The 26554-nt window shown below is 56.4% G+C and carries 23 protein-coding genes; 17 read left to right on the top strand and 6 right to left on the bottom strand.

Annotated features, from left to right (window positions below; translation table 11 throughout):
• Positions 1-5 precede the first annotated feature (5 nt).
• Both ACQG2Q_RS00355 and ACQG2Q_RS00350 read left to right on the top strand, forming a co-directional pair.
• A complete protein-coding gene (locus tag ACQG2Q_RS00355; RefSeq protein WP_063849896.1) occupies positions 6-2498 on the top strand; it encodes a fimbria/pilus outer membrane usher protein in 2493 nt (830 codons plus the stop codon).
• Positions 2499-2513: 15 nt separating this feature from the next.
• Positions 2514-3578: a fimbrial protein gene (locus ACQG2Q_RS00350; protein WP_063849895.1), complete on the top strand. Its 1065-nt coding sequence runs from the start codon at positions 2514-2516 to the stop codon at positions 3576-3578.
• 6 nt (positions 3579-3584) lie between these two features.
• Here ACQG2Q_RS00350 and ACQG2Q_RS00345 read toward each other — a convergent pair whose 3' ends face one another.
• Positions 3585-4220, bottom strand: coding sequence for a LuxR C-terminal-related transcriptional regulator (locus tag ACQG2Q_RS00345; protein ID WP_032622107.1), 636 nt, complete (start codon positions 4218-4220; stop codon positions 3585-3587).
• Positions 4221-4789: 569 nt separating this feature from the next.
• Here ACQG2Q_RS00345 and ACQG2Q_RS00340 point away from each other — a divergent pair.
• A complete protein-coding gene (locus tag ACQG2Q_RS00340) occupies positions 4790-5410 on the top strand; it encodes a LuxR C-terminal-related transcriptional regulator (protein WP_096216908.1) in 621 nt (206 codons plus the stop codon).
• Positions 5411-5485: 75 nt separating this feature from the next.
• Positions 5486-6166, top strand: coding sequence for an EAL domain-containing protein (locus ACQG2Q_RS00335; protein WP_022646575.1), 681 nt, complete (start codon positions 5486-5488; stop codon positions 6164-6166).
• An 18-nt stretch (positions 6167-6184) separates the two neighbouring features.
• Here ACQG2Q_RS00335 and nlpA read toward each other — a convergent pair whose 3' ends face one another.
• Both nlpA and ACQG2Q_RS00325 read right to left on the bottom strand, forming a co-directional pair.
• Positions 6185-6985: a lipoprotein NlpA gene (gene nlpA, locus ACQG2Q_RS00330; RefSeq protein WP_063849894.1), complete on the bottom strand. Its 801-nt coding sequence runs from the start codon at positions 6983-6985 to the stop codon at positions 6185-6187.
• A gap of 229 nt (positions 6986-7214) precedes the next feature.
• Positions 7215-8714 carry an MDR family MFS transporter gene (locus ACQG2Q_RS00325; RefSeq protein ID WP_045621000.1) on the bottom strand — a complete coding sequence of 500 codons (1500 nt, stop codon included), beginning with the start codon at positions 8712-8714 and terminating at the stop codon, positions 7215-7217.
• A gap of 78 nt (positions 8715-8792) precedes the next feature.
• Between ACQG2Q_RS00325 and ACQG2Q_RS00320 the strand changes: the two genes are divergently transcribed.
• Positions 8793-9440 (top strand): TetR/AcrR family transcriptional regulator, encoded by a 648-nt coding sequence (locus tag ACQG2Q_RS00320; RefSeq protein WP_063849927.1) that lies wholly within the window; start codon positions 8793-8795, stop codon positions 9438-9440.
• Here ACQG2Q_RS00320 and ACQG2Q_RS00315 read toward each other — a convergent pair.
• On the bottom strand, positions 9437-9856 hold the full coding sequence (locus tag ACQG2Q_RS00315) for a GNAT family N-acetyltransferase (RefSeq protein WP_063849893.1): 420 nt from the start codon (positions 9854-9856) through the stop codon (positions 9437-9439). The two genes, ACQG2Q_RS00320 and ACQG2Q_RS00315, sit on opposite strands and share 4 nt — an antisense overlap.
• Before the next feature lie 185 nt (positions 9857-10041).
• Here ACQG2Q_RS00315 and ACQG2Q_RS00310 point away from each other — a divergent pair, with 185 nt between their 5' ends.
• From ACQG2Q_RS00310 to ACQG2Q_RS00290, 5 genes are all read left to right on the top strand, one after another.
• Entirely contained in the window at positions 10042-10611 is a 570-nt protein-coding gene (locus tag ACQG2Q_RS00310) for a TetR/AcrR family transcriptional regulator (protein WP_022646570.1), read from the top strand.
• Between the two features lie 147 nt (positions 10612-10758).
• A complete protein-coding gene (locus ACQG2Q_RS00305) occupies positions 10759-11880 on the top strand; it encodes an efflux RND transporter periplasmic adaptor subunit (protein ID WP_038414997.1) in 1122 nt (373 codons plus the stop codon).
• The gene (locus ACQG2Q_RS00300) at positions 11880-14990 is read left to right on the top strand and encodes an efflux RND transporter permease subunit (RefSeq protein ID WP_032626664.1); all 3111 of its coding nucleotides are present in this window, start codon (positions 11880-11882) and stop codon (positions 14988-14990) included. The genes ACQG2Q_RS00305 and ACQG2Q_RS00300 overlap by 1 nt, the downstream gene beginning before the upstream one ends.
• The gene (locus ACQG2Q_RS00295; RefSeq protein WP_022646568.1) at positions 14990-16354 is read left to right on the top strand and encodes an efflux transporter outer membrane subunit; all 1365 of its coding nucleotides are present in this window, start codon (positions 14990-14992) and stop codon (positions 16352-16354) included. Before ACQG2Q_RS00300 ends, ACQG2Q_RS00295 begins: the two co-directional genes overlap by 1 nt.
• A gap of 120 nt (positions 16355-16474) precedes the next feature.
• Positions 16475-16771 (top strand): YicS family protein, encoded by a 297-nt coding sequence (locus tag ACQG2Q_RS00290; RefSeq protein ID WP_003861030.1) that lies wholly within the window; start codon positions 16475-16477, stop codon positions 16769-16771.
• Between the two features lie 50 nt (positions 16772-16821).
• Here the strand turns inward: ACQG2Q_RS00290 and ACQG2Q_RS00285 are convergent, their stop codons facing one another.
• On the bottom strand, positions 16822-17772 hold the full coding sequence (locus tag ACQG2Q_RS00285) for a LacI family DNA-binding transcriptional regulator (RefSeq protein ID WP_063849892.1): 951 nt from the start codon (positions 17770-17772) through the stop codon (positions 16822-16824).
• 293 nt (positions 17773-18065) lie between these two features.
• Here ACQG2Q_RS00285 and ACQG2Q_RS00280 point away from each other — a divergent pair, with 293 nt between their 5' ends.
• From ACQG2Q_RS00280 to ACQG2Q_RS00255, 6 genes are all read left to right on the top strand, one after another.
• Complete coding sequence (locus ACQG2Q_RS00280) at positions 18066-18380, top strand: PTS sugar transporter subunit IIB (protein WP_003861034.1); 315 nt, start codon at positions 18066-18068, stop codon at positions 18378-18380.
• Positions 18381-18391: 11 nt separating this feature from the next.
• Positions 18392-19717: a PTS sugar transporter subunit IIC gene (locus ACQG2Q_RS00275; RefSeq protein ID WP_022646565.1), complete on the top strand. Its 1326-nt coding sequence runs from the start codon at positions 18392-18394 to the stop codon at positions 19715-19717.
• Positions 19718-19734: 17 nt separating this feature from the next.
• Positions 19735-21111, top strand: coding sequence for a glycoside hydrolase family 1 protein (locus ACQG2Q_RS00270; RefSeq protein ID WP_063148195.1), 1377 nt, complete (start codon positions 19735-19737; stop codon positions 21109-21111).
• A gap of 5 nt (positions 21112-21116) precedes the next feature.
• Positions 21117-21419 carry a PTS lactose/cellobiose transporter subunit IIA gene (locus ACQG2Q_RS00265; protein ID WP_014168006.1) on the top strand — a complete coding sequence of 101 codons (303 nt, stop codon included), beginning with the start codon at positions 21117-21119 and terminating at the stop codon, positions 21417-21419.
• 138 nt (positions 21420-21557) lie between these two features.
• Positions 21558-22937, top strand: a complete 1380-nt coding sequence (locus tag ACQG2Q_RS00260) for a carbohydrate porin (protein WP_022646562.1) — start codon at positions 21558-21560, stop codon at positions 22935-22937.
• Positions 22938-23084: 147 nt separating this feature from the next.
• Complete coding sequence (locus ACQG2Q_RS00255) at positions 23085-23990, top strand: EamA family transporter (protein WP_023305152.1); 906 nt, start codon at positions 23085-23087, stop codon at positions 23988-23990.
• A 112-nt stretch (positions 23991-24102) separates the two neighbouring features.
• Here ACQG2Q_RS00255 and nepI read toward each other — a convergent pair whose 3' ends face one another.
• The gene (gene nepI, locus ACQG2Q_RS00250; RefSeq protein WP_023298972.1) at positions 24103-25293 is read right to left on the bottom strand and encodes a purine ribonucleoside efflux pump NepI; all 1191 of its coding nucleotides are present in this window, start codon (positions 25291-25293) and stop codon (positions 24103-24105) included.
• Positions 25294-25499: 206 nt separating this feature from the next.
• On the opposite strand from nepI, the gene ACQG2Q_RS00245 reads away from it, so the two are divergent.
• Positions 25500-26498, top strand: a complete 999-nt coding sequence (locus ACQG2Q_RS00245) for an aldo/keto reductase (protein WP_045308246.1) — start codon at positions 25500-25502, stop codon at positions 26496-26498.
• Positions 26499-26554: the final 56 nt, after the last annotated feature.

The raw sequence follows: 26554 nt of genomic DNA, 5'->3' as shown, positions 1-26554 counted from the left end.
TCACCATGAAAATGAAACAAAACAGACTCTGTCTGCTGGCAGTCTGCACGCTTCTGCTTTCGCATAAATCAGGGGCCGTCTCGTTTGATCCCTCCCTGCTTGCTGGCGCATCCGGTGAGTCCGATCTGTCTCGCTTTTCCGAAAACAACGCCATGCCTGCCGGCAGTCAGGAGATGGATATCTACGTAAACGGCAGCTGGAAGGGACGTTATACCGTCATCTACGGCGAGCAGCGTGACGACATCCGCCTTGCCTGGAAAGATGCCCGGTCGCTTGGCATCAACACCACGTCCGTGCCTGCGCCCGCCATTGCGCACGGGCAAGTGCAGCTGCGCGATCTGGTTCAGGGCGGTGAAGTCAAAACCGATACCAGCACCCTGAGTCTGGCGCTTACCGTTCCGCAGGCGGCCGTGCTGCGTACTGAAGAAGGTTACATTGCCCCCCAGTTTTGGGATGAGGGGATCCCGGCGCTGATGCTCTCGTGGAACACGACCTGGTATAACACCCGCGCAAAGGGCGCTGCGAAAGACACAAATGATGATTTTTATGCCGGGCTGGATTCCGGCGCCAACCTGTTCGGCTGGCAGTTTCGCGACAGCAGCGCCTGGCGGAAAACGGCCAGCGGAGAGAGTAGCTGGCAGAATAATACCCGCTACCTGCGCCGTCCCCTGGCCTCGCTGAAATCCAACCTGACGCTGGGTGACTTTTATATTCCTGGCGATCTGTTTGATTCCCTGCGCGTGCGCGGCGTGTCGCTGGCGTCGGACATGAAGATGCGCCCAAATTCACAGCAGGGTTTTTCACCGGTGGTTCACGGCGTGGCACGGACGAACGCCCTGGTGAAAGTTATCCAGAATGGCAACGTGATCTATCAGGAGAACGTACCGCCGGGCCAGTTTACCCTCGACAGCATTCAGCCTACCGGCTCTGCGGGCGATTTGCTGGTGGTGGTGCGTGAAGCGGACGGTTCACAGCAGTCCTTCACGGTGCCGTTTTCCGCCGTGCCCGGGATGCTAAAAGAAGGGGTGAGTCAGTACAGCGTGGTGGCGGGTAAAGTGCACCAGAACACGCTCGATGCCGAACCCGCATTCATGCAGGCCACGCTGCGCTACGGGTTTAATAACCTCATCACCGGGTATACCGGGACGATTATTAGCGATAACTACCAGGCCGGGCTTGTCGGTACCGGGTGGAACCTTCCGTTTGGCGCGGTCTCGTTTGATGTCACCCACGCCAAAACCACCCTACAGGATCGCACCAGCAGCGGTCAGAGTTATCGCGTGTCGTACAGCAAATTTATCGATACCACCGCCACCAACTTCACCCTGGCGGCCTATCGCTATTCCACTAAAGGCTATTACAGCTTCAGCGACGCGCTCTATTCGCGCGAAGGGTATCAGCGCCTGAGAGCGCAGTACGACGACTATGAAGATCGGTTTGGCGTTGCGCCCGACATGTCGCTAAGCACCTGGGATGCCCTGCGCGCGGCGCAGCCCAAGAATACCTTTACGCTTAACCTTAATCAGCGCCTGCTCAATAACTGGGGCACGGTATTTGTCTCCGGCACACAGCGCGATTACTGGAACTCACAGCAAACCACGCGCGAATACCAGATGGGCTATTCCAACGCCATCGGCCGCGCCAGCTATACCCTGTCGGCCAGCCGGGTACGGAACAGGGACAGTGAAGAAGAGACGCGCCTTTACCTCTCCCTCAGCCTGCCGTTCTCGCTGTTTGATAATAATGCCTGGATCACCTCCAGCCTGACGGCCAGCGATTCGCATTACGAGCAGAGCAATATCAGCATGAGCGGGAACGCGCTGGCGTCGAACCGCCTGAGCTACACCCTCTCCGGCAGTAATGCGCGGGGGGGTAAAAATGCGGCAAGCGTTAACGCCGCGTACCGTTCGAACTTCGCGACACTCGGTGGCTCTTACAGCGAATCCTCCGACTACCGCCAGACCGGGCTCAGCGGACGGGGAAGCCTGGTGGCCTACCCGTGGCACGTTCTCGCCTCAAACGAAACCGGCACAACCATGACTATCGTCGATGCGCCAAAAGCGGAGGGACTGATGGTGAACGGCGATGAAAGCATTATGACGAACCGCGATGGCGTGGCGCTGGTGCCTTACGCCACCCCGTATCGCAAAAACGCCATTACGTTATCGCAAACGGAAAACAGCGCTGGCGCGGAGGTGATCGGCAACATGGCTAACGTGGCCCCTTACGACGGGGCGGTGAGCTATATCCGCTTCGAAACCGACAAACGCCAGTCATGGGTACTTCATGCGACGCGTGCCGACGGCAAACCGCTGCCTTTTGGCACTGAAGTGCTTGATGAACACGGTGAATCTGTCGGGTATGTCGGCCAGGCCAGCGTACTGTATATCCGCGCTGAACAGCCGCCACGCGCGCTCAACGTGCATCTCCGCGGCGGGAAGTGCGAAATCTCCGCCCCAGCCTGGGGGCTGAACAGCCCCTCAGCGGTTTGCCATTAATTACGGATTATCAAAATGTTACGATCATTCATATTCCTGATCCTCTCCAGCATTAGTGGGATGAGCTATGCCACCTGCTCCGGCAGCAGCATCGTTTATGGCACACCGATTACCATTGATTTATCGGATAAGCTGAGCCCGGCCACGCCCACATGGACCGGCAGCTTCAGCACCCAGTACAGCGGCTCATTCAACTGTACGACAGGTAACAGTGAATTTTCTTACACGCCGATCCTCTCGACCGACAGCAAATACGCGACCATCCTCGGATTCAGCAATAACAAGTATATGGTGCGGGCGGAGATCACCAATCCCCCGGCCAATAAAACCCTGACTGCCAGCGGTAGCCATACGGCGTCTGAGCTGAACACACCGTTTACGGTTCGCTTCACCCTCGTTAACCAGAGCGGCACTACCCTGACGGGGGATACGGCGAACATGAGCGACGTTCTGTTCGTCAGCGACATGAGTGGGTTATCCTTCTGGGAAATCATCACCTGGCCAATCAATCAGGTCATCAAGATAGCGCAGTGGTTATTCAGCGGGTTCAAGTGGCCTTACGACAACCGCGATATGTTTGGTCAGCCGATGATCATCAAATACGCGCCAAAACTGACTACCTGTTCCTTTGATAATGCGGGGCTGACCGTAGCGCTGCCGACGCTCGGCATTCCCCAGCTCAGTGCATCCTCACAGCCGGGGCTGACGCCTTTTTCACTGAACATGAGCTGTCAGAACGTCGGGGTTAACGGCAATTCCGATCGGGCAATTGAGATGTTTCTGTCCAGCACGCAGCTGCTCTCAACCGACAGCTCGGTGCTGATCGACAGCAGCAGTAGCGCGGCGCAGGGCGTGGGGCTACGCCTGATAAAACGTGACGCCCCGCAAACGCCGGTAACCTTCTCTACCTCAACCACCAGCCGTGGCAACGCCACGATGATTTTCAGCGTGGCGGCTGGCGCGGCGCTGGACGAACATTTCACCCTTCCGATGGCGGCGTACTATTACGTGTGGGCGCCCGCCCAGGTGAGCCAGGGTAAGATCAATACATCGGCTACGCTGAATATTATCTATCCCTGATGTGAGCTATTTCTCCATCTTTCCAACCGCTTGCACATACTTAATCAGTTCGCTGTGGTTGGAAAGATTCAGCTTTTTCATCGCATTGTGCTTCTGCGTCGCAATGGTACTGACCGAACGGTTTCGATGACGGGCAATCTCCGTCGTTGAAAATCCTTCCACGATAAGATGGAGCACCTCCCACTCTCTGGCCGAGAGGATGGAGCGCGCCCGGGAACCGGACCGCATTACCCGCCTGAGCCACGAAGAGATCGACGGTGTTTGCCCGTCCGCCATGAGCAACGCGGGTAATTCCTTTTTCAGTTCAGTCAATTCATCCTGCTGACTGATGGTTAATTCAAATTTCATCTCCAGAACTTTTTTTAACAGCCCGTAAGGCAGCTCGGGCACCAACAGAACACGCCTGACGTGATGGGTTTTACATAAAGATGTAAAACGGCTGCTGACCTCCGCACTCCACTCTTTATGATTAAGCAGATAATTAAATTCAGTGAAGAAAACATCCACGTTATTATCCGCGACCGCCGCCAGCGCCTGTTCAGTGGAATCGACCTGAGTAATGTTCAGTACGTAATCGGGTAAAAGATCATGGAGCGCCCGGAATATTATCTCTTTAAATATATTTATTTTGTAAAACACCATTACCTTTACGATACGTTCAGTATTATTCATGTCTTTTCTAAATTCTCGTGACCGGAGGAAAATGATAATAGTTTATGTACTCATCACTCACAACCTCTTCACGCCAGGATTTTATCCTTCTCAGGCTTAAAAATCTGAACAAGGACATTAAATTTATAGAAAAAATTCTATTTTATTCTGCACGCCGTTTCCTCTTGCAGATAAAGCTTTGTCGATAACCCTGCCGCGATCACAATTTTTCTTTCAGGAATAGCAGTAAGCCACTGAAAAAACGGTGGATAAACCCCATCAATCAACCTTCTGATGCTTATTAATCGCCCATTCACAGAATAAAAATCTGGCATGAATATTATTAGAAGATTAAAACAATTGCATATACCATTAAAACCATTTTTCAATTTTATCTTCCTCTAATAATTGGCATCAGCTTTACTCGACGGTTTGTATTGGCTTACATTGATGCCATCGCATCGCGTTATTTAAAAAGTGCTCGCCATTCTTTTAATAAGAGAGTGCGAACCGCCATTTTCTCTTATATGGACTGTTTACTCAGCGAAAGGAGAATGCCAATGCAAAATAAAAAAACAATTCACGTTGCCGTTGTTGACAGCTGCGAATTCACGATGATTGGCCTGCAATCGCTCGGAAAGCGTGAGCCTGATGAAAAACACGACGTTATTTTCCATGGGTTTACCCATATCGAAGAACTTGCTATGAGTGAACAACTCTTTGATATCATCATTTATGATCCGTTGAATACGCGTCATTTCCGGGTGACGACGAATGACGACATTCTCTGTATTAAACAGAAACAAGTGACGGCGAAGATCTATATCTATTCGTTATCCGCTGGCTATTTGAAATTCAAACATGTTGATGGGGTAATCAGCAAAAGAGTCTCCCTGGGGGATATCAAAGCGCTGTGGCAAATACTGATGAGCCAGACGCCGCAAGAGTCTGGTCGTTACAACGTAGGCATGACTACCCGCTTACGCACCCCGGCGAGGCTGTCCAGCGAGGAGGCCAGCGTATTGCGCGGCTATTCCTGTAATCTCAAAACCAAGCAAATCGCCCGTCAGCTGGGGTGTAACGTCAGGCTGGTTTACTTTTATAAAAACAACGCCATGAACAAGCTTAAGGCCGTGCGTGGCCCCTCGTTTTGCCAGAGCATTCGCTGGATCCTGAATTAAGAATTTGACCGTGTGTCGTTTGCCTTTTGTTCCCGTGTCCGCGGGAACCTTTTTTCATTTCCTGAAGGCTGTTCCATGTATACCGTTCTTCCCTCTCCCCTGTTGCAACGTATCTCAGGGCTGCGATTCCAGCCGCTTGTCGATCTTCATTCGGGCCAGATGTTCGCGCATGAAGTTCTCGTGGAGATCCATAACGTCAATCTGGAGATATTGTTTGCTTCTCTGCCTTCGCGCAGCGCGCTGCAAATCTTCTTCTGGCAGGCCAACACCCTGTTACAGATACCCGCCCGGGACGCTTACTGGCTAAACCTTCCGGCAGAACACCTTCTCGACGAACGCGCTATCCGGTTGTTGCTGGCGTTACGCCATCAGCAGCGGTTAACGATTGAAATTCAGGATCCTCTCACCATCACACGGCTGAGTAAGGCTGAGCAACATCGTCTTCATGCCACGCTTGTTCGGTTAAAAGAGGCGGGATGGCAAATCTGGCTGGACGATTTAACCCGGGAGTTGGCTGAGGCGTTCGCGCGGCTTGCGCTGCCGCTGGATGGAGTAAAAATTGACCGCTCAGCGCTGCGCGAGCGCGCGCCGCTTGCCCCGTTTGTGCAGGAGGTCAGGGCAGGTATCGCGCAATCAATTCTTATCGAAGGCATCGAGAATTCGCGGGATCTGGCGCGCGCCCGCACGTCTGGCGCACAGTCTGGCCAGGGTTTTCTGTGGCCCGAAAGCCGCACCGATGCCCGCGTAACGCTGTGAGGGCCAGCTTACCGTGGCCTACCAGCCCGGCACCGCACCGCCGTTAAAAAGGGTCTCTGCCGCTTTCGCCACTTCCGGCGACTGATAGGACTGGATAAATTCCTTCACGTTTTCGGCGTCTTTGTTGTCTTCACGCGTGACCACTATATTCACGTAAGGCGAGTTTTTGTCCTCAATAAAGACGCTGTCATGTACCGGAGACAGCCCCGTTTGCTGAAGATAGGTGGTACTGATGATGGCCACATCCACTTTCGGATCGTCCAGCACGCGCGGCAGCTGCGCCCCTTCCAGCTCCATAATCTGTAAGTTTTTGGGATTCGCGGTAATATCCAGCGCCGTCGGCAGCAGGCCAACATCTGGTTTAAGGGTAATCAGCTTCTCTTTTTGCAGCAGCAACAGCGCGCGACCGAGGTTGGTGGGATCGTTTGGAATCGCAATGGTTGCGCCATCCTTCAGCTCAGACACCGATTTAATCTTTCGGGAGTAACCCGCCATCGGGAAGACGAAGGTATTGGCCACGGCGACCAGTTTGTAATTGTGCGCCTTGTTATCTTCTGCAAGGAAAGGGCGATGCTGGAAGACGTTAGCGTCCAGTTCGCCCTGGTTGGTGGCATCGTTGGGTAGCAGCGAGCCGCTAAAGCCCACCAGCTCAACATCCAGACCGTATTTCTCTTTTGCCACCTTTTTGGCGACTTCCGCCACGTCCTGCTCAGCGCCATTAATCACGCCGACTTTAATGTGTTTGGCATCATTGCCGCCCTGATCACAGCCCGCGAGCAGCAGGCCAGTCAGGAGAAGCGCACCCAATCGAAGTTTCACGAGACAGTTCCTTTTGATAGACGTTTTGAAGACTATATCGACAACGAGACGGCAGGCTAAAAAACGAAAAGGAATCAGTAAGACGGTTAAGTTATATGCGGCCTGTTGCCGGGTGGCGCTGCGCTTACCCGGCCTACGTAACGGGCGAAGTGTAGGCCCGGTAAGCGTAGCGCCACCGGGCGATGGGCATCAGGCTACGGTAGTCCAGGCGCAAGCAGAACCGCTAACCTCACGCCTGCCGACGCAGCGGCGCTTCGCGCAAAAACCACGACAGCACAAACGCCAGCACCATAATCCCCGCCGCCAGCATAAACACCGCATGGATAGCCGAGCCGAACGCATCCAGATAGTCCAGACGCAGGGCATCAGGCAGATGGTGAATGGCAACGGGATTAAGTTCGCGCGGCAGTTCCGCCCCTTCCGGCAGCCTGTCGATCAGCCCTGATTGCAGAATATGGGTGAACACCGCGCCAAACAGCGCAACGCCAATCGCCCCGCCAATGGAACGGAACAGCGTCACCCCAGAGGTCGCTACGCCGTATTGATCGGCTGACACGCTGTTCTGCACCGCCAGCACCAGCACCTGCATCACCAGTCCCAGCCCCATGCCCAGCACGCCGGTAAACAGGTACAGCTGCCAGGTTGGGGAGGTGATTGAAATGCGCGTCAGTAACACCATCCCCACCACGCCGAGCAGCGTGCCGAGGATCGGGAACAGACGGTATTTCCCGGTGCGGCTGATGATGCGCCCGCTGATGATGGAGGTGAGCAACAGCCCGCCCATCAGGGGGATCAGCTGCAAGCCGGCCTGCGTTGGCGTGGCGTCTTTCACCACCTGTAAATAGAGCGGCAGGAACGTTACCGAGCCAAACAGGGACATGCCGATGATAAAGCCAATCAGGCTACAGAGCAGGAAGCTGCGGTCGCGGAAGAGCGACAGCGGGATAATCGGCTCCCACGCCAGCCGCTCTTCGTAAATAAACCCGGCGATCCCCGTCAGGCCGAAGGCCAGAATGCACCACAGCTGCGGGTCGTTCCATTGGCGGATCGTACCGCCCTCGGTGGTAAACAGAATGATGCACAGCAGCGCCATGCTGAGGTAAATCGCCCCCAGGTAATCAATCTCATGCTTGCTGCGCCGCGCGCTGCCGTGGAATACCGCGCCAATCACCAGCAGCGCAAACAGCCCCAGCGGCAGGTTGATGTAGAAAATCCAGCGCCAGGATGCATGCTGAACGATAAACCCGCCGATCAGCGGGCCTATCACCGTCGCCAGGCCAAACACGCCGCCAAACAGCCCCTGATAGCGACCCCGATCGGCAGGCGGGATCACGTCCGCCACGGCGGCCATGCTGATCACCATCAGGCCGCCGCCCCCCAGCCCCTGCAGGGCGCGCATCAGCACCAGCTGGGTCATGTTCTGCGCCAGGCCACACAGCGCAGAGCCCACCAGGAAAAGCACTATTGCGATTTGCAGGACGATTTTACGGCCAAACAGATCGCCGAATTTGCCATACAGCGGCACCACGATGGTCGAACTGAGGATATAGGCTGTCACCACCCAGGAGAGCTTATCCAGCCCGCCCAGCTCACCGACGATGGTCGGCAGCGCGGTGGAGACAATGGTCTGATCCAGCGCCGAGAGCAGCATCACCAGCAGGAGCGCGCTGAACAGCAGCTTAATCGACGGCGCCTTTTTCGCAGGTTGAGTCATTACGTCGGACTCCATAAGAGATCGCTTGAAATTAATTAATTGAATAATTAATATTCAGGTAAGTTATGGATAAGATCAAGAGACAGCGTGACCGTGCCAGCACTAAAAGACAATTCTGAACCCCGCCGCCCCGGACGTCCGCGCGGCGGCAAGCGCGTTACCGCCAGCCGCGAACAGCTGCTGGACATCGCCCTGAACCTCTTCTCCCGCCAGGGGATCGCCAATACGTCGTTGAACGCTATTGCCCGCGAAGCCGGCGTGACGCCCGCCATGCTGCACTACTACTTCAACTCCAGAGAACAGTTGCTGGATGCGATGATTGAGGAGCGCTTCCTGCCGTTACGTGAGCGGATCGGGGCAATTTTCGCCGACAACCGGGATTCGCCGGTGGATGCCCTGACGGAAATGGTCAGGGTGCTGGCCGAACTGGCGGAAAAGTATCGCTGGTTTGCCCCGCTGTGGATGCAGGAGGTGATCGGCGAGATGCCGGTACTGCGTACGCATTTGCAGGAGCGCTTTGGCGATGAGAAATATCACACCACGCTGGCAACCATCAAAGGCTGGCAGCAGCAAGGAAAGCTGAATCCGGCGCTGGCCCCCGAACTGCTGTTCACGACGCTGCTGAGCCTGGTGCTGGTGCCGTTCTCTCGAATGCGCAATGACGAGAGGCTTAATGCCCTCTCGCCGGAGATCGTTGTGCGCCACGTGTTAGCCGTGATCGGCAACGGGATCGGTGGTTAAAGATCCCTGGTCAGATAGTGTCTCTGCATTCCCTGATAAGGGTAATCCTGCAAGGACATCTGCACCTGATAACCCTGTTTTTCATAGAACGGACGCGCCTGGAAGCTGACCGTATCCACCAGCGCGTGACGACACCCTTTACGACGGGCCTCCTCTTCAGCCTTTTTGATCAGCTGGCTGCCGACGCCCATTCCCCGCACCCTGTCGCTGACCCACAGAAAGTCGATATTCAGCCAGTCGCCTTTACGTACGCCGATTAACCCGCCCAGCATGACGCCGTTGTCGTCTCGCACATATACGCCAATATCGCCACTAAACGTCGCCAGATCTAAATACTGCGCGTTATAGGCTCTTAGCCCCGTTAATAATTCTTCTTTTTCTTCAGCCGTGACTTTATCTGTAATGCTCAGATGCATAAATCTCTCCTTATTTTCAGCGCAATCTGAATATCTCACAGCTTAACCTTCATAAAAACTCCTTATTTCCTCCATTGTTTAAACAAGGAAATATTCATTCAATATGTAAATAAAAAAAACCTTTCCAATAGGCTCCGAAAACGTATAATGAGAACGATCATTCTCACTTTTTACGGTAGCCGACGATGAGCACAAAGCTGGAAGAACGACAAAAACTACGGCAGGACGAAATCATCACCGCCGCGCGCCGCTGCTTTCGCGCCAGTGGATTTCACGCTGCCAGCATGTCGCAGATCGCCAGCGAAGCCAGGCTCAGCGTCGGACAAATCTATCGCTATTTCAGTAACAAAGACGCGATCATTGAAGAGATGATCCGGCGCATTATCGACTCACGTATTGAGGAGATGCAGGGCAAAACCCTGGTTGAAGGGATGCCGCAGGCGCTTGCCTGGCGCCAGACGCTTAACGAAGATGATGATGCGCTAATGCTCGAAATGTCCGCAGAGGCCACGCGCAATCCGCTGGTGGCAAACATGCTGATCGAAGCCGAAGCCCGCATGTTCGCCAACGCCTGTGAGCACCTGAAAAAGCAGTTCCCCCACCTGAGCGATGAGCATATTCGCTGCTGCGTGGAGATTACCGCCGTGATGATCGAAGGCACGATTTACCGTCGACTCACGCCTTTAAAAGTACCGTCAGAACAATTAGAGCCCATATACCAGAATATTTTAAATATGCTTTTCTCTGCGAAGTAATCGCATGTGAATAATTAGCGGAAATAAGTAATTTCCCTTTTTTCATTTCTGGCTCTGCCAGAGATGCGGGATCGCTGTGCTTTTAATTAGCCCTCCTCCCTGTTAAGCGATTAACAGGGCAGGCTTCGTTCACCCTGGAAAAAGATTATGAAAACCATAACAACCTCCATCGCAGCATTACTCCTCCTGACAGGGTGCGATAATGCGCAAACATCTGCTCCCCAGCGTCCTCTTCCGGAAGTGGGGATTGTCACACTCATGAGCCAGCCGGTGTCCGTGGTCAGCGAGCTGACCGGCCGCACCGCCGCCGCGATGAGCGCCGAAGTGCGCCCTCAGGTGGGCGGCATTATTCAGAAACGGCTCTTCACCGAAGGCGATACGGTCAAGGCCGGGCAGGCGCTGTATCAGATCGATCCTTCCAGCTACCGCGCCGCTTATGATGAAGCTGCCGCCGCACTGAAACAGGCGCAGGCGCTGGTGCAGGCCGACTGCCAGAAAGCCCGGCGCTATGCGCAGCTGGTTAAGGATGACGGCGTATCACGTCAGGATGCGGAAGACGCGAAGTCCACCTGCGCGCAGGACAAGGCCAGCGTCGAGTCAAAGAAAGCCGCGCTGGAAAGTGCCCGCATTAACCTCAACTGGACCACCGTCACCGCGCCGATTGCCGGACGTATCGGCATCTCCTCTGTGACCCCCGGCGCGCTGGTGACCGCCCAGCAGGATACCGCGCTGGCCACTATTCGCGGGCTGGACAGTATGTACGTCGATTTAACCCGTTCCAGCGCCGATCTGCTGCGATTACGCAAGCAAACCCTCGCCAGCAACAGCGATACGCTGAACGTGTCGTTGATCCTCGAAGACGGCAGCAGCTACAGCGAAAAAGGCCATCTGGCGTTAACCGAAGTGGCGGTGGATGAGTCTACCGGCTCAGTCACCCTGCGCGCCGTCTTCCCGAACCCGCAGCATCAGCTTCTGCCGGGCATGTTCGTCCGCGCCCGAGTGGATGAAGGCATCATGAATGACGCGATCCTCGCGCCGCAGCAGGGCATCACTCGCGACGCCAAAGGTACCGCCACCGCGCTGGTGGTGAACGCCAGCAACAAGGTCGAGCAGCGTCAGCTGGAGACGGGCGACACCTATGGCGATAAATGGCTGGTGCTGAATGGCCTGAAGGCGGGCGATAAGCTGATTGTGGAAGGCACCGACAAAGTCACCGCCGGGCAGGAAGTGAAAGCTGAAGAGATGAAAACCAACGGAGGAAACGCCTGATGTTTTCCCGTTTCTTCGTGCGTCGCCCGGTCTTTGCCTGGGTTATCGCCATTCTCATCATGCTCGCCGGGATACTGGCGATCCGCACGCTGCCCGTTGCGCAGTACCCGGACGTTGCCCCGCCGTCGATCAAAATATCCGCCACCTACACCGGCGCCTCCGCACAAACGCTGGAGAACAGCGTGACGCAGGTGATCGAGCAGCAGCTCACCGGGCTGGATAACCTGCTCTACTTCACCTCCACCAGCAGCTCGGACGGTTCGGTGAGCATCAACGTCACGTTTGAACAGGGAACCGATCCGGACACCGCTCAGGTACAGGTGCAGAACAAAGTCCAGCAGGCGGAATCACGCCTGCCGACCGAGGTGCAGCAGTCCGGGATCACCGTCGAAAAATCCCAGAGCAACTTCCTGCTGATCATGGGCGTATATGATAAAACCGACACCGCCAGCAGCTCGGATATCGCCGACTGGCTGGTGAGTAATATGCAGGATCCGCTGGCGCGTGTGGATGGCGTCGGCAGCCTGCAGGTGTTCGGTGCAGAATACGCGATGCGCATCTGGCTCGACCCGGCGAAGCTGGCGTCGTACTCGCTGATGCCCTCCGACGTGCAGAGCGCGATTGAAGCGCAGAACGTGCAGGTCTCCGCCGGTAAAATCGGCGCGCTGCCCTCGTCGAACGCCCAACAGCTGACCGCCACCGTTCGCGCTCAGTCGCGTCTGCAAACGGTCGATGAGTTCAAAAAAATCATCGTCAAGAGCCAGTCCAACGGTGCGGTGGTGCGCATCAGCGACGTCGCGCGCGTGGAGATGGGCAGCGAAGATTACACCGCCACCGCGAAGCTGAACGGCCACCCGGCGGCGGGTATGGCGGTGATGCTCTCGCCGGGCGCCAACGCGCTTAACACCGCCACGGCGGTTAAAGACAAGATCGCCGAGTTCAAAAAGTCGATGCCGGAAGGCTACGACGTGGCCTACCCGAAAGACAGCACCGAGTTCATCAAGATCTCCGTTGAGGACGTGATTCAGACCCTGTTCGAAGCCATTATCCTCGTGGTGGTGGTGATGTACCTGTTCCTGCAAAACATCCGCGCAACGCTGATCCCGGCGCTGGCGGTGCCGGTGGTTCTGCTGGGCACCTTCGGTGTGCTGGCGCTGTTCGGTTACTCCATCAACACCCTGACGCTGTTTGCCATGGTGCTGGCGATAGGACTTTTGGTGGATGACGCCATCGTGGTGGTGGAAAACGTCGAGCGTATTATGCGCGACGAAGGGCTGCCCGCCCGGGAAGCGACCGAAAAATCGATGGGCGAAATTTCCGGCGCGCTGATCGCCATTGCGCTGGTGCTCTCTGCGGTATTCCTGCCGATGGCCTTCTTCGGCGGCTCTACCGGGGTCATTTACCGTCAGTTCTCGGTCACCATTATTTCGGCGATGTTCCTCTCCGTGGTGGTGGCGCTGACCCTGACGCCCGCGCTGTGCGGCTCGATCCTGAATCACACCGCTCCGCACAAAAAGGGCTTCTTCGGCGCGTTTAACCGCTTCTACAGTAAGACCGAGCACGGCTATCAGAATAAGGTTCTGCGCGCCCTGCGCCGTTCCGGCGGCATGCTGGTGATCTTCGCCCTGCTCTGCGGCGCGATGGGGTTCGCCATGCTGAAACTGCCGGGCAGCTTCCTGCCAACCGAAGACCAGGGAGAAATCATGGTGCAGTACACCCTCCCTGCCGGCGCAACCGCGGTGCGTACCGCAGAGGTAAGCCGCCAGGTACGCGAGTGGTTCCTCACCAAAGAGAAAGCCAATACCGACGTGATCTTTACCGTTGAAGGCTTCAGCTTCAGCGGCAGCGGCCAGAACGCCGGGATGGCGTTCGTCTCCCTGAAAAACTGGTCAGAGCGTAAAGGCGAGGAAAACACCGCGCAGGCCATTGCCCTGCGCGCCACGCAGGAGCTGAGCGCCATCCGCGATGCCACCATCTTTGCGATGACACCGCCGGCAGTGGACGGTCTGGGCCAGAGCAACGGCTTTACCTTTGAGCTGATGGCGAGCGGCGGCACCGACCGCGACGCGCTGCTGAAACTGCGTAACCAGCTGATTGGCGAAGCGAATCAGGACAGCTCGCTGCACGCCGTGCGCGCCAACGATCTGCCGCAGATGCCGCAGCTTCAGGTGGATATCGATAACAACAAAGCCGTGTCGCTGGGGCTCTCCCTGAGCGACGTCACCGACACCCTGTCCAGCGCCTGGGGCGGCACCTACGTGAACGACTTCATTGACCGTGGCCGCGTGAAAAAGGTCTACATCCAGGGCGACAGCGACTATCGCGCGGTACCGTCGGATCTCAACAAATGGTATGTGCGCGGCAGCGACAGCACTATGACCCCATTCTCCGCCTTCGCCACCACCCGCTGGGAGTATGGCCCGGAAAGCCTGGTGCGCTACAACGGCTCGGCGGCGTATGAAATTCAGGGCGAGAACGCCAGCGGCGCCAGCTCCGGTACGGCGATGAGCAAAATGGAGCAGCTGGCGAATAACCTGCCGTCCGGCAGCACCTGGGCGTGGAGCGGTTTGTCGTTGCAGGAAAAACTGGCGAGCGGTCAGGCGATGAGCCTTTATGCCCTCTCCATCCTCGTGGTGTTCCTGTGCCTGGCGGCACTGTATGAGAGCTGGTCGGTGCCCATTTCGGTGATCCTCGTGATCCCGCTTGGGGTGCTGGGCGCGGCCATTGCCGCCTCCCTGCGCGGCCTGAGCAACGATGTCTATTTCCAGGTGGCGCTGCTGACCACCATCGGTCTGTCGTCGAAGAACGCCATTCTGATTGTCGAGTTTGCCGAAGCCAAAGTGGCCGAAGGCTACTCACTGACGCGCGCCGCCCTGCGGGCCGCCCAGACGCGTCTGCGTCCGATCATCATGACCTCGCTGGCGTTTATCGCAGGCGTGACGCCGCTGGCGATTGCCACCGGCGCGGGGGCCAACAGCCGCGTGGCGATCGGCACCGGCATTATCGGCGGGACGCTGGCCGCGACGCTGCTGGCTATCTTCTTTGTTCCTTTATTCTTTGTACTGGTGAAACGTCTGTTCTCCGGTAAGCACGCAAACCGGAGGTCATAATGTTTCGTGTAACTGTTTTAGCGTTAGCACTGCTGAGCGCAGGCTGTGTGTCATTAGATCCCACGTATCAGCGCCCGGACGCGCCCGTTCCGGCCACCCTACCCGGCGCGCACGGCGAAGCCAGCGCCGTGGTGAGCCAGTGGCAGCAGGTGATGAATGATGCGCGGCTGAAAAGCGTGGTGACGATGGCGCTCAACAGCAACCGCGACGTGCAAAAAGCGATTGCGGATATCGACGCCGCCCGTGCCCAGTATGGCGAAACGCGCTCGTCCCTGTTCCCGACGGTGGACGCGGAACTGAGCCACACCCGCAGCCGCACGCTGGCGAGCGGCGTCGCGACGAGCGACGAAGCCAACGGCACGGTCTCCAGCTTCGAACTGGATCTGTTTGGCCGCAACCAGAGCCTGTCGCGCGCCGCGCGTGAAACCTGGCTTGCCAGCGAGTTCACCGCGCAGAACACGCGCCTGACGATGGTCAGCGAGCTGACCACGGCCTGGGTGACGCTGGCGGCGGATAACAGCAATCTGGCGCTGGCGAAATCCACCCTGGAGAGCGCCGCGAACTCGCTCAAAATCGTTAAACGTCAGCAGGAAGTAGGTGTGGCAGCGGCCACGGACGTCAGTGAAGCGATGGCGGTTTACCAGCAGGCGCGCGCCAGCGTGGCGAGCTACCAGACGCTGGTGATGCAGGACAAAAACGCCCTTAACCTGCTGGCGGGCGATACGGTGCCCGAGAACCTGCTGCCCGGCACGCTGGAGAGCCTGAGCGATAACGCCATCACGCTGATCCCGGCGGGCGTCAGCTCCAGCGCGCTGCTGCGTCGCCCGGACATTCAGGAGGCGGAACATAACCTGCTGAGCGCTAACGCCAACATCGGCGCGGCACGCGCCAACTTCTTCCCGACCATTTCACTGACCGCCAGCGCGGGCGTCGGCAGCGATTCGCTGTCATCCCTGTTCAGCCACGGCATGAAGGTCTGGTCGTTCGCGCCGTCCATCACCCTGCCGCTGTTTAGCGGGGGCAACAATATGGCGCAGTTGCGCTATGCGGAAGCGGAGAAGAAGGGGCTAATCGCCACCTATGAGAAGACCATCCAGAGCGCGTTTAAGGACGTGGCCGACGCGCTGGCGCGGCGCGAAACGTTGAGCGAACAGCTTGATGCCCAGCGTGAATACGTGGCGGCGGAGCAAAAAACGCTGGATGTGGCGACGCGCAGTTACAAGGCTGGCGCGGGCGATTATCTGACGGTGCTCACCGCGCAGCGATCGCTGTGGTCGGCACAGGAATCACTGATTGCCTTGCAGCAAACCGACCTGGAAAACCGCATCACGCTGTGGCAATCGCTGGGTGGAGGGGTTCAGTAACGGCCTGAGAGGGCGATTCTCATACCAGGTGAAAAGTAAATTCATACTTTCGGCTGGAATCGCCTGCCTGAATGTAACGATACATTTCAGGGAAAGCCTGTGACTTTACCGGAGGTCTCAATGAAATCTGCACACCTGGTTTGCCTGCTCGTTTGCCTGATTTTCGCTGCGTTTGTTCACGCGCAGGAGAAGAGCGCTCCGGAGAAAGAGGCCCAGATAAAACAGCAGGTCCTGAAAGATGTGAAGAAAACCTGTACCCCGCAGAAAAAGCAGAGCGATAAGGCCTGGCAGGCGATGATTTTGTCGTCTGAGGCCAATCAGCTGCTGATCAAAAATGCCATCACCGCCGTGAAGCGTGACAACCTGGACGCCTACTGGGATGCAGTAAGTCAGGTGGATTGTATGGAAGATTACTGAGGGTTGAGCGCCGGGTGGCGGCTGCGCCTTACCCGGCCTACATCACATGTTTAACGCTTCCGCACATCCGGAATAATCAAATCCCCACGCAGCACGTACGACCCCAGCATCTGCGTTTTCGCCGTCAGCCAGCTCACGATGCGCGCCGCCATGGCGTCCATGGAATACTCAATGGCCGGGATCACCGGAATACCCGGGAGATGCAGCGAACCGCCGAGGCTGAAGACCATGATGTCTTCCGGTACCGATTTATTAAACGCCTGTAACTGCGGGATCACCCGCTGGGCTTCCTGCTCGTCTGCCACCAGCAGCGCGTTGAAGTTCAGCGTGGACGCGTTGTTGAGTAATTCCTGAAGCGCAACGGACGATGAAGTCGCGTCCATAAACACGAGGTTGCGATTAAAGGGCAGGAAGTTTTTCTCCAGCGCATGTTTGTAACCCAGCAGCACCTGATCGGCAAAGCCGCTGCCGTGCGGGTGGATCAGTGCTATCTGGCGACGCCCCTGGCTGGTGAGATAGTTGCAGGCCGTTTCAGCCGCGAACGCGTGATCGAACTGAATGCTGTTGGCGTTATCGGCTTCCATACAGTCGACCAGAATGACGTTGTTCATGTCCACGTCCAGCGGGAAACGCGCGCCAATCACCAGAATGTCATCACATAAGCCGCAGGAGAGTTCTTCAAGGGCGTTCATCACTTCTGTTTTCGTGTGTGCGAAACGCAGCAGCAGATGTTTTTGATGCTGGCTGAGGTGTTTTTCCAGCGCGTACAGGTAACCGGTGGTCTGGTTAATGTTCTCCTGCGCGCAAATCACCCCAATGCAGCCCGTCGACTGGCTGAGCAGCGACTGGGCGATCACGTTGGGACGATAGTTCAGCTCATCCACCGCTCTCAGAACAGCCTGTCGGCTGGCTTCTTTAACGCCACGCGACCCGCTCAACACCCGTGATACCGTGGCTTTGGACACCCCGGCCAGACGCGATACATCGTTGATTGTAGACATCTCTCTCCCCTGTCAGACGCAACTGGCGTCTGTAATTTCCATCACCGCTACGGCTCACATTATAGCCAGAACGGAGTATATCCGTTTCCGTTTTCCATGGAAACCGATTTTCCGTTTCCACTCAATTTGATGTCAAAACAGCCAAATTATGTGACCCACATCCGGTTAATTAGCGTCATAAGTAGTGGATATTGATGGTTGTCACACTTCTGTCTTTTATGAATGGAAACCGGTTTCCGTATCATGTCCAATCATCATCGCAATAACTTTTTACATTTTGAGGATGGTCGTCGATGTTCAAGATTATGCTGTGCTGCTCTGCCGGGATGTCCACCAGCCTGCTGGTCAGCAAAATGATCGATGTTGCAAAAGAACGGGGCTTGCCCGTGAAGATAGATGCGTATGGCGTATCCGAATTTGATACGCAGTTTCCGCACTATCAGGTGGTGCTTCTCGGACCGCAAGTGAAATACATGTTAAAGACACTCTCAGACAAGGCAGCGACGCAAGGCATACCGGTGCAGCCCATCGACATGATGGATTACGGCATGCAGCGTGGCGATAAAGTACTGGACTATGCTCTGTCGCTCATCGAAGCGGCACACTAAAAGGTGTTCACATGAGTTCGTTATATCAATCCATGGTCGCGGTGATTGAACAGTCAATTACGCCGCTGGCCGCGAAGCTCGGTCAGCAAAAGTATGTGATTGCCATCCGCGACGGCTTTACCGCCGCGCTGCCGTTTATGATCATCGGCTCGTTTATGCTGGTGTTTATCTTCCCGCCGTTTTCGGCGGATACCACCAACAGCTTCGCCCGCGGCTGGCTGGATTTCTCCGAGACCTACCGCGAACAGCTGATGCTGCCCTTTAACCTCAGCATGGGCGTGATGACCTTCTTCATCTCGGTGGGGATTGGGGCGAGCCTGGGACGTCAGTTTAACCTCGATCCGGTGATGTCCGGTCTGCTGGCCTTTATGGCCTTCCTGCTGGTCGCCGCGCCGTATGCCGACGGCAAAATTTCGACGCAGTATCTGTCGGGTCAGGGCATCTTCACTGCGCTTATCACCGCGATCTACTCCACCCGTGTGTACGCGTGGCTGAAGCAGAACAACGTCACCATCCGCCTGCCGAAAGAGGTGCCGACCGGCGTGGCGCGTTCGTTTGAGATCCTGATCCCGGTGATGGTGGTGATTGGTACCCTGCATCCGCTGAACCTGTTCATTGAAGCGCAGACCGGGATGATCATCCCGCAGGCGATTATGCACCTGCTGGAGCCGCTGGTGTCCGCGTCTGACTCGCTGCCCGCGATTCTGCTCTCCGTTCTGCTGTGCCAGATCTTCTGGTTTGCCGGTATCCACGGGTCGCTGATTGTCACCGGCATCATGAACCCGTTCTGGATGGCGAACCTCTCTGCAAACCAGGCGGCGCTGGCGGCGGGCGCGGCGCTGCCGCACGTTTATCTGCAAGGTTTCTGGGATCACTACCTGCTGATTGGCGGCGTAGGCTCGACCCTGCCGCTGGCGTTCCTGCTGCTGCGCAGCCGCGCCACTCACCTGCGCACCATCGGCAAAATGGGCGTTGTGCCAAGCTTCTTTAACATCAACGAACCGATTCTGTTCGGCGCGCCGATCATCATGAACCCGATGCTGTTTATCCCGTTCGTGTTTGTTCCGCTGGTCAATGCCTGCCTGGCGTACGGCGCAACCAAACTCGGCTGGCTGGCCCAGGTGGTTTCGTTAACCCCGTGGACCACGCCCGCGCCGATTGGCGCCTCGTGGGCGGCGAACTGGGCGCTGAGCCCGGTGGTGATGTGCCTGGTCTGCATGGTGATGTCGGCGCTGATGTACCTGCCGTTCCTGCGCGCCTATGAGCGTACGCTCATCAAAAATGAAGAGCAGAAAGCCCAGGCAACCGTCGGCACCGCTGAAACAGTTAGCAATTAAGTCAAAGAGGAAGGGTCATGAAATACGCATTTCCCGATAACTTCTGGTGGGGCAGCGCAAGCTCCGCTCTCCAGACGGAAGGGACACGAGAGGGTGAAACCACGTGGGACTACTGGTTTGCCCGCGAGCCGAACCGTTTTCACAACGGCGTGGGACCGCAGCATACCTCCACGTTTTATCAGCACTGGAAAACGGACATTCAGCTGTTGAAGCAGCTGAACCACAACAGCTTTCGCACCTCGATTAGCTGGGCGCGCCTGATCCCCGACGGTATCGGTGAAGTGAACCCGGACGCGGTCGATTTTTATAATCAGGTCATTGATGAGCTGAATGAACAGGGCATCACGCCGTTTATCACCCTGTTCCATTTCGACATGCCGATGGCGATGCAGGAGATAGGCGGCTGGGAAAACCGTGACGTAGTGGACGCCTACGCCCGCTATGCGCAGATCTGCTTCGAGCTGTTTGGCGACCGCGTGCTGCACTGGTTTACCTTCAACGAGCCGATCGTGCCGGTGGAAGGCGGTTATCTGTACGATTTCCATTACCCGAACGTGGTGGATTTTCGTCGGGCGGCGACCGTGGCGTATCACACGGTGCTGGCCCATGCGAAGGCCGTTCAGGCTTACCGCGCCGGGCATTACGCGGGGGAGATCGGCATCGTGCTGAACCTGACGCCGTCATACCCGCGTTCGCAGAACCCGGCGGACGTGAAGGCGGCGCATATCGCGGATCTGATGTTTAACCGCAGCTTCCTCGACCCGGTGCTGCGCGGGGAGTATCCGGCCGACCTGGTGGCATTGCTGAAATCTTACGATCAGCTACCCGCCTGCAAGCCGGAAGACGGTTTCCTGATTGCGGAAGGGAAAATCGACCTGCTCGGCGTTAACTACTATCAACCGCGTCGCGTGAAGTGTCGCGACAGCGCGGTGAACCCGCAGGCGCCGTTTATGCCGGAGTGGTTCTTTGATAGCTACGAGATGCCGGGCCGTAAGATGAACCCGTACCGCGGCTGGGAAATCTACGAGCCGGGTATTTACGATATTCTGGTTAACCTGCGCGACAATTACGGTAACCCCCGCTGTTTTATTTCTGAAAACGGGATGGGTGTCGAAAACGAGCAGCGCTTTATTGAAAACGGCCAGATAAACGATCGGTACCGCATCGAATTTATTTCTGAGCATTTAGCGTGGCTGCATAAAGGTATTAGCGAAGGCTGCAATTGTCTGGGCTACCATATGTGGACGTTTATTGATAACTGGTCGTGGTGCAATGCCTACAAAAACCGCTACGGTTTTATTCAGCTCGATTTGGAGACGCAGCAGCGCACCATTAAAAAAAGCGGAGAGTGGTTTGCCGCTACCGCCTTAAATAATTGCTTTGATAAAGAGTAAAAATGATGATCGCATTAGAAGAAGCCGTAATGGAAATTATCGTCAACGCCGGTCAGTCCCGCAGCCTGTGCTTCGAAGCGCTGCATGCGGCGCGCCAGGGCAACCTTGACGAAGCCAAAAGCCTGCTGCGTGAAGCCGATGGCTACGCGCGCCAGGCACACAAGATGCAGACCAAACTGATCGAGCAGGACGCGGGCGAAGCCCGCCAGCCGATGACCTTAATTATGGTGCACGCGCAGGATCATTTAATGAATTCGCTATTAGCGCGTGAATTATCTGAAGAGATTATTCATTTATATCAGAGATAGTCTATGGCGAAATAATTTAATGCAATACCTCTGTACCTAAAACTAGAAATCCACTTGTTCTGATGATAGCGACATATTCTGTCAGATCGGAGCGGGATGGTTATTGTCTGAATAAAATTAAACTATATTGAGATAACCATGAATACGATTAAAAAACTTCCATTAACCATGGCGGTTATCGCCGCGCTTTGTCCAATTTCCGTGCTCGCGCAAGAATTTACGCAGGAGCAAATTGACGCCATTGTGGCGAAAGCGGTGGATAAAGCCCTGGCCGAGCGTCAGGCGAAAATGGATGCGGCGGTCGCGAAAAAAGCGGACGTCATCACCGAGCCGCAGAGCGCAGCGCAATCCCCGGACATGGCGATTCCGTTTGGCATCAAATTTACCGGCTACGCCCGCTACGGCGCGCACTTCCAGGCCGCTGACCAGAAGTATGTGGCGGTGGACGGCTCCTACAACGGCGCGTCCGCGATTGGTCGTCTGGGTAACGAAGGCAACGGCGGGGAATTCCAGCTCTCCAAGGCCTTCAAGGGTGATAACGGCGCCATCTGGGACATCAACGTGATGATCGACCACTGGGGCGACGAAGTTAACCTCAAAAAAGCTTACGCCGGGGTGACCAACATTATGGCCTCCAACCCGAACGCCTACTTCTGGGCCGGTCGTGACTTCCACCAGCGTCCGCAGCAGGGCATCAACGATTACTTCTGGATGAACCACGATGGCCAGGGCGCCGGGGTGAAGAACTTCGACATCGGCGGTGTGCAGTTCGACGTGGCTGCCGTGGCGGCGGTGGAATCATGTAGCCCGGAAGTGATGGAAGATGAAGCCAACCCGTCGCGCATCACCTGTACCGGCGGTTCCGGCACGGGTGACAAGGGCAACTACGCTGCCACCTCAAAAATCCACGGCATGAAGCTCGGCCCGATCGACTTGGAGCTGTACGCCAACTACGGTTTTGACTCCAAAGCCGTTGAGAGCGACGAGCGTCTGAACGCCTGGCAGGGCGGCGTGGTGCTGAGCCACACCAACGACAGCGGTGTGAACAAGGTGATCGCCCGCTACTCCGATAATTCGGACAACAGCGTGTTCAATAAAACCGAAGACCTGACCACGGTCTACGCCAGCTTCGAAGGGCTGTATAAATTCACCCAGGCCACGCAGGTGGAGTACATCCTCGCCTTCCACGACTATGACAACAGCCGTGATGACACCGACAACCGTAAGAACTACAACGCCATCGTGCGCCCGATGCACTGGTGGAACGACGTTCACTCCACCTGGCTGGAAGCGGGCTGGCAGCACGTAGATTACGACAACGGCGGCGACAACAAGGGCTGGAAGCTGACCCTGTCGCAGAACATGTCTATCGCCATGGGGCCGGAGTTCCGTCCGATGCTGCGCTTCTACGTGACCGGCGGCAAAGTGGACAACGAACGCACCGCGCGCGTGAACAACACCAAAGATGAGACGCTGGACGACTTCAACGTCGGCGCGATGTGGGAGGCGTGGTTCTAAGGTCAACAACATGCCGGGTGGCGCTACGCTTACCCGGCCTACGGTTTTCCCCCTCTCCCCGTGGGAGAGGGCAGGGGTGAGGGCATCAGGCCGCACACAACCATGCTATGCTGTTGGCCAATTAACGACAACATAACAGGGGAGAACATGGGTTCCACACGCAAAGGGATGCTCAACGTCCTGATCGCCGCCGTTTTATGGGGCAGTTCCGGGGTTTGCGCGCAGTACATCATGGAGAAAAGCCACATTTCTTCGCCTTACCTGACCATGGTTCGTCTGCTGTTTACCGGCGTGATCCTGCTGACGCTCTCCTTCGTTCACGGCGACAAGATTTTCTCGGTCATCAAAAACCGCAAAGACGCCCTCAGCCTGCTGTTTTTCTCACTGGTTGGCGCGCTCACCGTGCAGCTCACCTTCCTGCTGACGATTGAAAAATCCAACGCTGCGACGGCCACCGTGCTTCAGTTCCTGTCGCCAACCATCATCGTGGCGTGGTTCGCCCTGGCGCGGAAAACGCGTCCCGGCATATTTGTCTTATCCGCGATTTTGACATCGCTTGTGGGTACCTTCCTGCTGGTGACCCACGGCGACCCGACGTCGCTCTCCATCTCGCCTGCCGCACTGTTCTTCGGTATCGCCTCGGCGTTTGCTGCGGCGTTTTACACCACCTATCCATCAACGCTTATCGCCCGCTACGGCACGCTGCCGATTGTCGGCTGGAGTATGTTGATTGCGGGACTAATGCTGACGCCGTTCTACGCCGGACGCGGCACCACCTTCGCCATTGACGGCGGCCTGCTGCTGGCGTTTTTCTACCTGGTGGTGATTGGCACCGCGCTGACGTTCAGCCTGTATCTGAAGGGCGCGCAGATGATCGGTGGGCCGAAGGCAAGCATTTTGAGCTGCGCCGAACCCCTGAGCAGCGCGCTGCTGTCGGTGGTTTTGCTGGGGGTGGCATTCACCCTGCCGGACTGGCTGGGAACGCTGCTGATTGTGTCGTCGGTGGTGCTGATTTCGATGGATTCACGCAGAAGGGTTAAGGCATCGGCGTAAGCGAATGTCCCCTCACCCCGGCCCTCTCCCCAAAGGGGCGAGGGTGAAAAGACAGCACCGAGCAGTCCCCTCTCCCCTACGGGGAGAGGGTTAGGGTGAGGGGGAAAATTGACTACTTCGCCTTAACCTTCCCCGCCACCAGCAGCGCGGTCAGCAGCATCAGCGTACCGGAGATCACCAGCGGTGACGTCAGCCCCAGATGGTCGAGCGCTACGCCGCCCACCGCCGCGCCGCAGGTGTTCGCCAGCTGGATCACCGCCACCTGAATCGACCCGGCTTTTTCCGCCTGATCGGCAAGCGAGCGGGTGATCCACGTCGACCAGCCCACCGGCACCAGCGCAAAGGCAAAGCCCCAGACAATCGCAATCGCCGATGCGACCCACTTGTCGCTGCCCCACAGCACCAGCACCGCGGCACTGATCGCCAGCACCAGCGGCGCACCCGCCAGCGCCACCTTCAGGGAGCGTTTCAGGAACTGAGACGACAGTGAGGTGCCGACGAAGCTGGCGATACCGAAGCTCAGCAGCACCAGCGTCAGGCCATCCACGTCAAAGCCCGCCATGGTCATATACACCGGGCGAATATAGGTAAAGAAGGCAAACTGCCCGGCAAAGGCCATGAAGATGGCGGTCATCCCCGCCAGCACGCCCGGACGCTTGAGCAGCGCGAACATGTTCTGTTTGTGGTGCGCCGCTTCACCCGGCAGAGACGGTAGCGCTTTCCACACCCAGATAATGCACAGCACGCCCATCACTGCCGCCGCGTTAAAGACGTTACGCCAGCCGATAATCCCACCAAGGAAGCTGCCCAGCGGCGCGGCAATCACCAGCGCAATAGAGACCGCGCCGAAGATAACGGACAGCGCTTTTGGCACGGTGCGCGCGGGCACCAGGCGCATGGTCAGCGAGGCCGACATCGCCCAGAAGCCGCCTAACCCCAGCCCCAGGCAGGCGCGACCCAGCAGCAGCAGGGTGAAGCTTTCAGCGAAAGAGACCAGCAGGCAGGAGAGCGTCAGCAGCACGCTGAACAGAATGACCACTTTACGACGGTCAATGGTGCCAATCGCCTGGGTGATAAACAGGCTGGCGAACATCGCCACAAAGGCGGTGACGGTAACGGACTGCCCCGCCACGCCTTCGGAAATGCCCAGATCCTGCGCCATCGGCGTCAGCAGGCTGACCGGCAGAAACTCAACGGTGATCAGGCAGGCGACGCAGAACGCCACGGAGAAAACCGCCGACCAGTTGGGGCGAGACACCTCTTTGGCCTGCGGCGGAGTCGTGGGCTGGATATGTTCTGTCATGGCATCACCTGAGATAAAAACGTGCGGAAAAGTCGCGCAGTTTATCATCAAAAGTGTGACGAATTTAACGATTTGACAACTTTTGCCGTTTTTAAAGATTCGGAAGACAGATCGGCGGTCACTGATACCTTTTCAGCATAACGAAAATGAAAATTCAGTAACCACAATTGAGGTGAAACAATCATAGCGTCTGAAAAGGAGAAACTATGAAAACACGTACTTTATCTCAAAATCTTACCGTCAGTGCCGTCGGCTACGGTGCCATGGGTCTGAGTGAATTTTATGGCCAGACTAATGACAAAGCCTCACTACAGGTATTGCATAGCCTTATCGATCTAAATGTGACGTTTATTGATACCGCAAATTTATATGGTCGTGGTCATAATGAAAGACTGATTGGTCATTTTCTTGCCGGTCTGGATAAAAGCACTCGTGAGCAGTTTAAAATCGCCACGAAGTGCGGCATCGATCGCTCTCCTGACGAGTCCTACGCCCGCACTATCAACAATACGCCTGATTATATCATCCGCTGCTGTAATGAGTCCCTAAAGCGGCTTGGCGTGGAACGAATCGACCTCTTTTATCTTCACAGAGTGAGCAACGCAACCCCGATCGAAGAGAGTATGGATTGTCTGCGCACCCTTGTTAAAGAGGGCAAGATCAACCACATCGGCCTTTGCGAAGTGTCGGCTTCAACGCTGCAACGGGCTCATGCGGTGCATCCGGTCACCGCATTGCAAACAGAATATTCTCTGTGGACACGAGACATCGAGGAAAACATTTTGCCGGTCGTGAAAGCGCTAGGTATTGGCCTGGTGCCCTACTCACCTCTTGGCAGAGGCTTCCTGACGGGAAAATACCTGAACAACAACGATTTTGCAGAAGGTGATTTCCGCAAGAATAACGAACGATTTGTTCAGTCCAGCCTCGATCATAATCGCCAGTTGCTCGATATCATTACCCCACTGGCGACAAAGTACGGCTGTACCGCAGGTCAGATTGCGCTTGCCTGGCTGTTAGCACAATACGATCGGCTGGTTCCCATTCCGGGTACTAAGCACGTCAACTATCTGGCCGAAAACGCGCGCGCTGCCGATACTGTGCTTGAGAAGAGCGATATCGAATCGTTGAACAACCTTCATCGCCGGGTAGCGATTAAAGGCGATCGTTATTCTGCCGAGGGTATGAAGGGCGTGAATGCCTGATACAGCATCTTGAAAATAAAAAACCGGGTTTCCCCGGTTTTTTTATATTCACAGAT

The sequence above is a fragment of the Enterobacter cloacae complex sp. 370H10 genome (genome assembly GCF_050031535.1).
Taxonomy (GTDB): domain Bacteria; phylum Pseudomonadota; class Gammaproteobacteria; order Enterobacterales; family Enterobacteriaceae; genus Enterobacter; species Enterobacter intestinihominis.
Note: the sequence above shows the minus strand (reverse complement) of the source record. Positions and strands in the feature narration are given on the sequence as shown.

Excerpts from the sequence above, each read along its gene's own strand:
- ACQG2Q_RS00355 (WP_063849896.1), top strand. The coding sequence starts at position 6 with ATGAAAATGAAACAAAACAGACTCTGTCTGCTGGCAGTCTGCACGCTT.
- ACQG2Q_RS00350 (WP_063849895.1), top strand. The coding sequence starts at position 2,514 with ATGTTACGATCATTCATATTCCTGATCCTCTCCAGCATTAGTGGGATG.
- ACQG2Q_RS00345 (WP_032622107.1), bottom strand. The coding sequence starts at position 4,220 with ATGGTGTTTTACAAAATAAATATATTTAAAGAGATAATATTCCGGGCG.
- ACQG2Q_RS00340 (WP_096216908.1), top strand. The coding sequence starts at position 4,790 with ATGCAAAATAAAAAAACAATTCACGTTGCCGTTGTTGACAGCTGCGAA.
- ACQG2Q_RS00335 (WP_022646575.1), top strand. The coding sequence starts at position 5,486 with ATGTATACCGTTCTTCCCTCTCCCCTGTTGCAACGTATCTCAGGGCTG.
- ACQG2Q_RS00325 (WP_045621000.1), bottom strand. The coding sequence starts at position 8,714 with ATGGAGTCCGACGTAATGACTCAACCTGCGAAAAAGGCGCCGTCGATT.
- ACQG2Q_RS00315 (WP_063849893.1), bottom strand. The coding sequence starts at position 9,856 with ATGCATCTGAGCATTACAGATAAAGTCACGGCTGAAGAAAAAGAAGAA.
- ACQG2Q_RS00310 (WP_022646570.1), top strand. The coding sequence starts at position 10,042 with ATGAGCACAAAGCTGGAAGAACGACAAAAACTACGGCAGGACGAAATC.
- ACQG2Q_RS00305 (WP_038414997.1), top strand. The coding sequence starts at position 10,759 with ATGAAAACCATAACAACCTCCATCGCAGCATTACTCCTCCTGACAGGG.
- ACQG2Q_RS00300 (WP_032626664.1), top strand. The coding sequence starts at position 11,880 with ATGTTTTCCCGTTTCTTCGTGCGTCGCCCGGTCTTTGCCTGGGTTATC.
- ACQG2Q_RS00295 (WP_022646568.1), top strand. The coding sequence starts at position 14,990 with ATGTTTCGTGTAACTGTTTTAGCGTTAGCACTGCTGAGCGCAGGCTGT.
- ACQG2Q_RS00290 (WP_003861030.1), top strand. The coding sequence starts at position 16,475 with ATGAAATCTGCACACCTGGTTTGCCTGCTCGTTTGCCTGATTTTCGCT.
- ACQG2Q_RS00285 (WP_063849892.1), bottom strand. The coding sequence starts at position 17,772 with ATGTCTACAATCAACGATGTATCGCGTCTGGCCGGGGTGTCCAAAGCC.
- ACQG2Q_RS00280 (WP_003861034.1), top strand. The coding sequence starts at position 18,066 with ATGTTCAAGATTATGCTGTGCTGCTCTGCCGGGATGTCCACCAGCCTG.
- ACQG2Q_RS00275 (WP_022646565.1), top strand. The coding sequence starts at position 18,392 with ATGAGTTCGTTATATCAATCCATGGTCGCGGTGATTGAACAGTCAATT.
- ACQG2Q_RS00270 (WP_063148195.1), top strand. The coding sequence starts at position 19,735 with ATGAAATACGCATTTCCCGATAACTTCTGGTGGGGCAGCGCAAGCTCC.
- ACQG2Q_RS00265 (WP_014168006.1), top strand. The coding sequence starts at position 21,117 with ATGATCGCATTAGAAGAAGCCGTAATGGAAATTATCGTCAACGCCGGT.
- ACQG2Q_RS00260 (WP_022646562.1), top strand. The coding sequence starts at position 21,558 with ATGAATACGATTAAAAAACTTCCATTAACCATGGCGGTTATCGCCGCG.
- ACQG2Q_RS00255 (WP_023305152.1), top strand. The coding sequence starts at position 23,085 with ATGGGTTCCACACGCAAAGGGATGCTCAACGTCCTGATCGCCGCCGTT.
- nepI (WP_023298972.1), bottom strand. The coding sequence starts at position 25,293 with ATGACAGAACATATCCAGCCCACGACTCCGCCGCAGGCCAAAGAGGTG.
- ACQG2Q_RS00245 (WP_045308246.1), top strand. The coding sequence starts at position 25,500 with ATGAAAACACGTACTTTATCTCAAAATCTTACCGTCAGTGCCGTCGGC.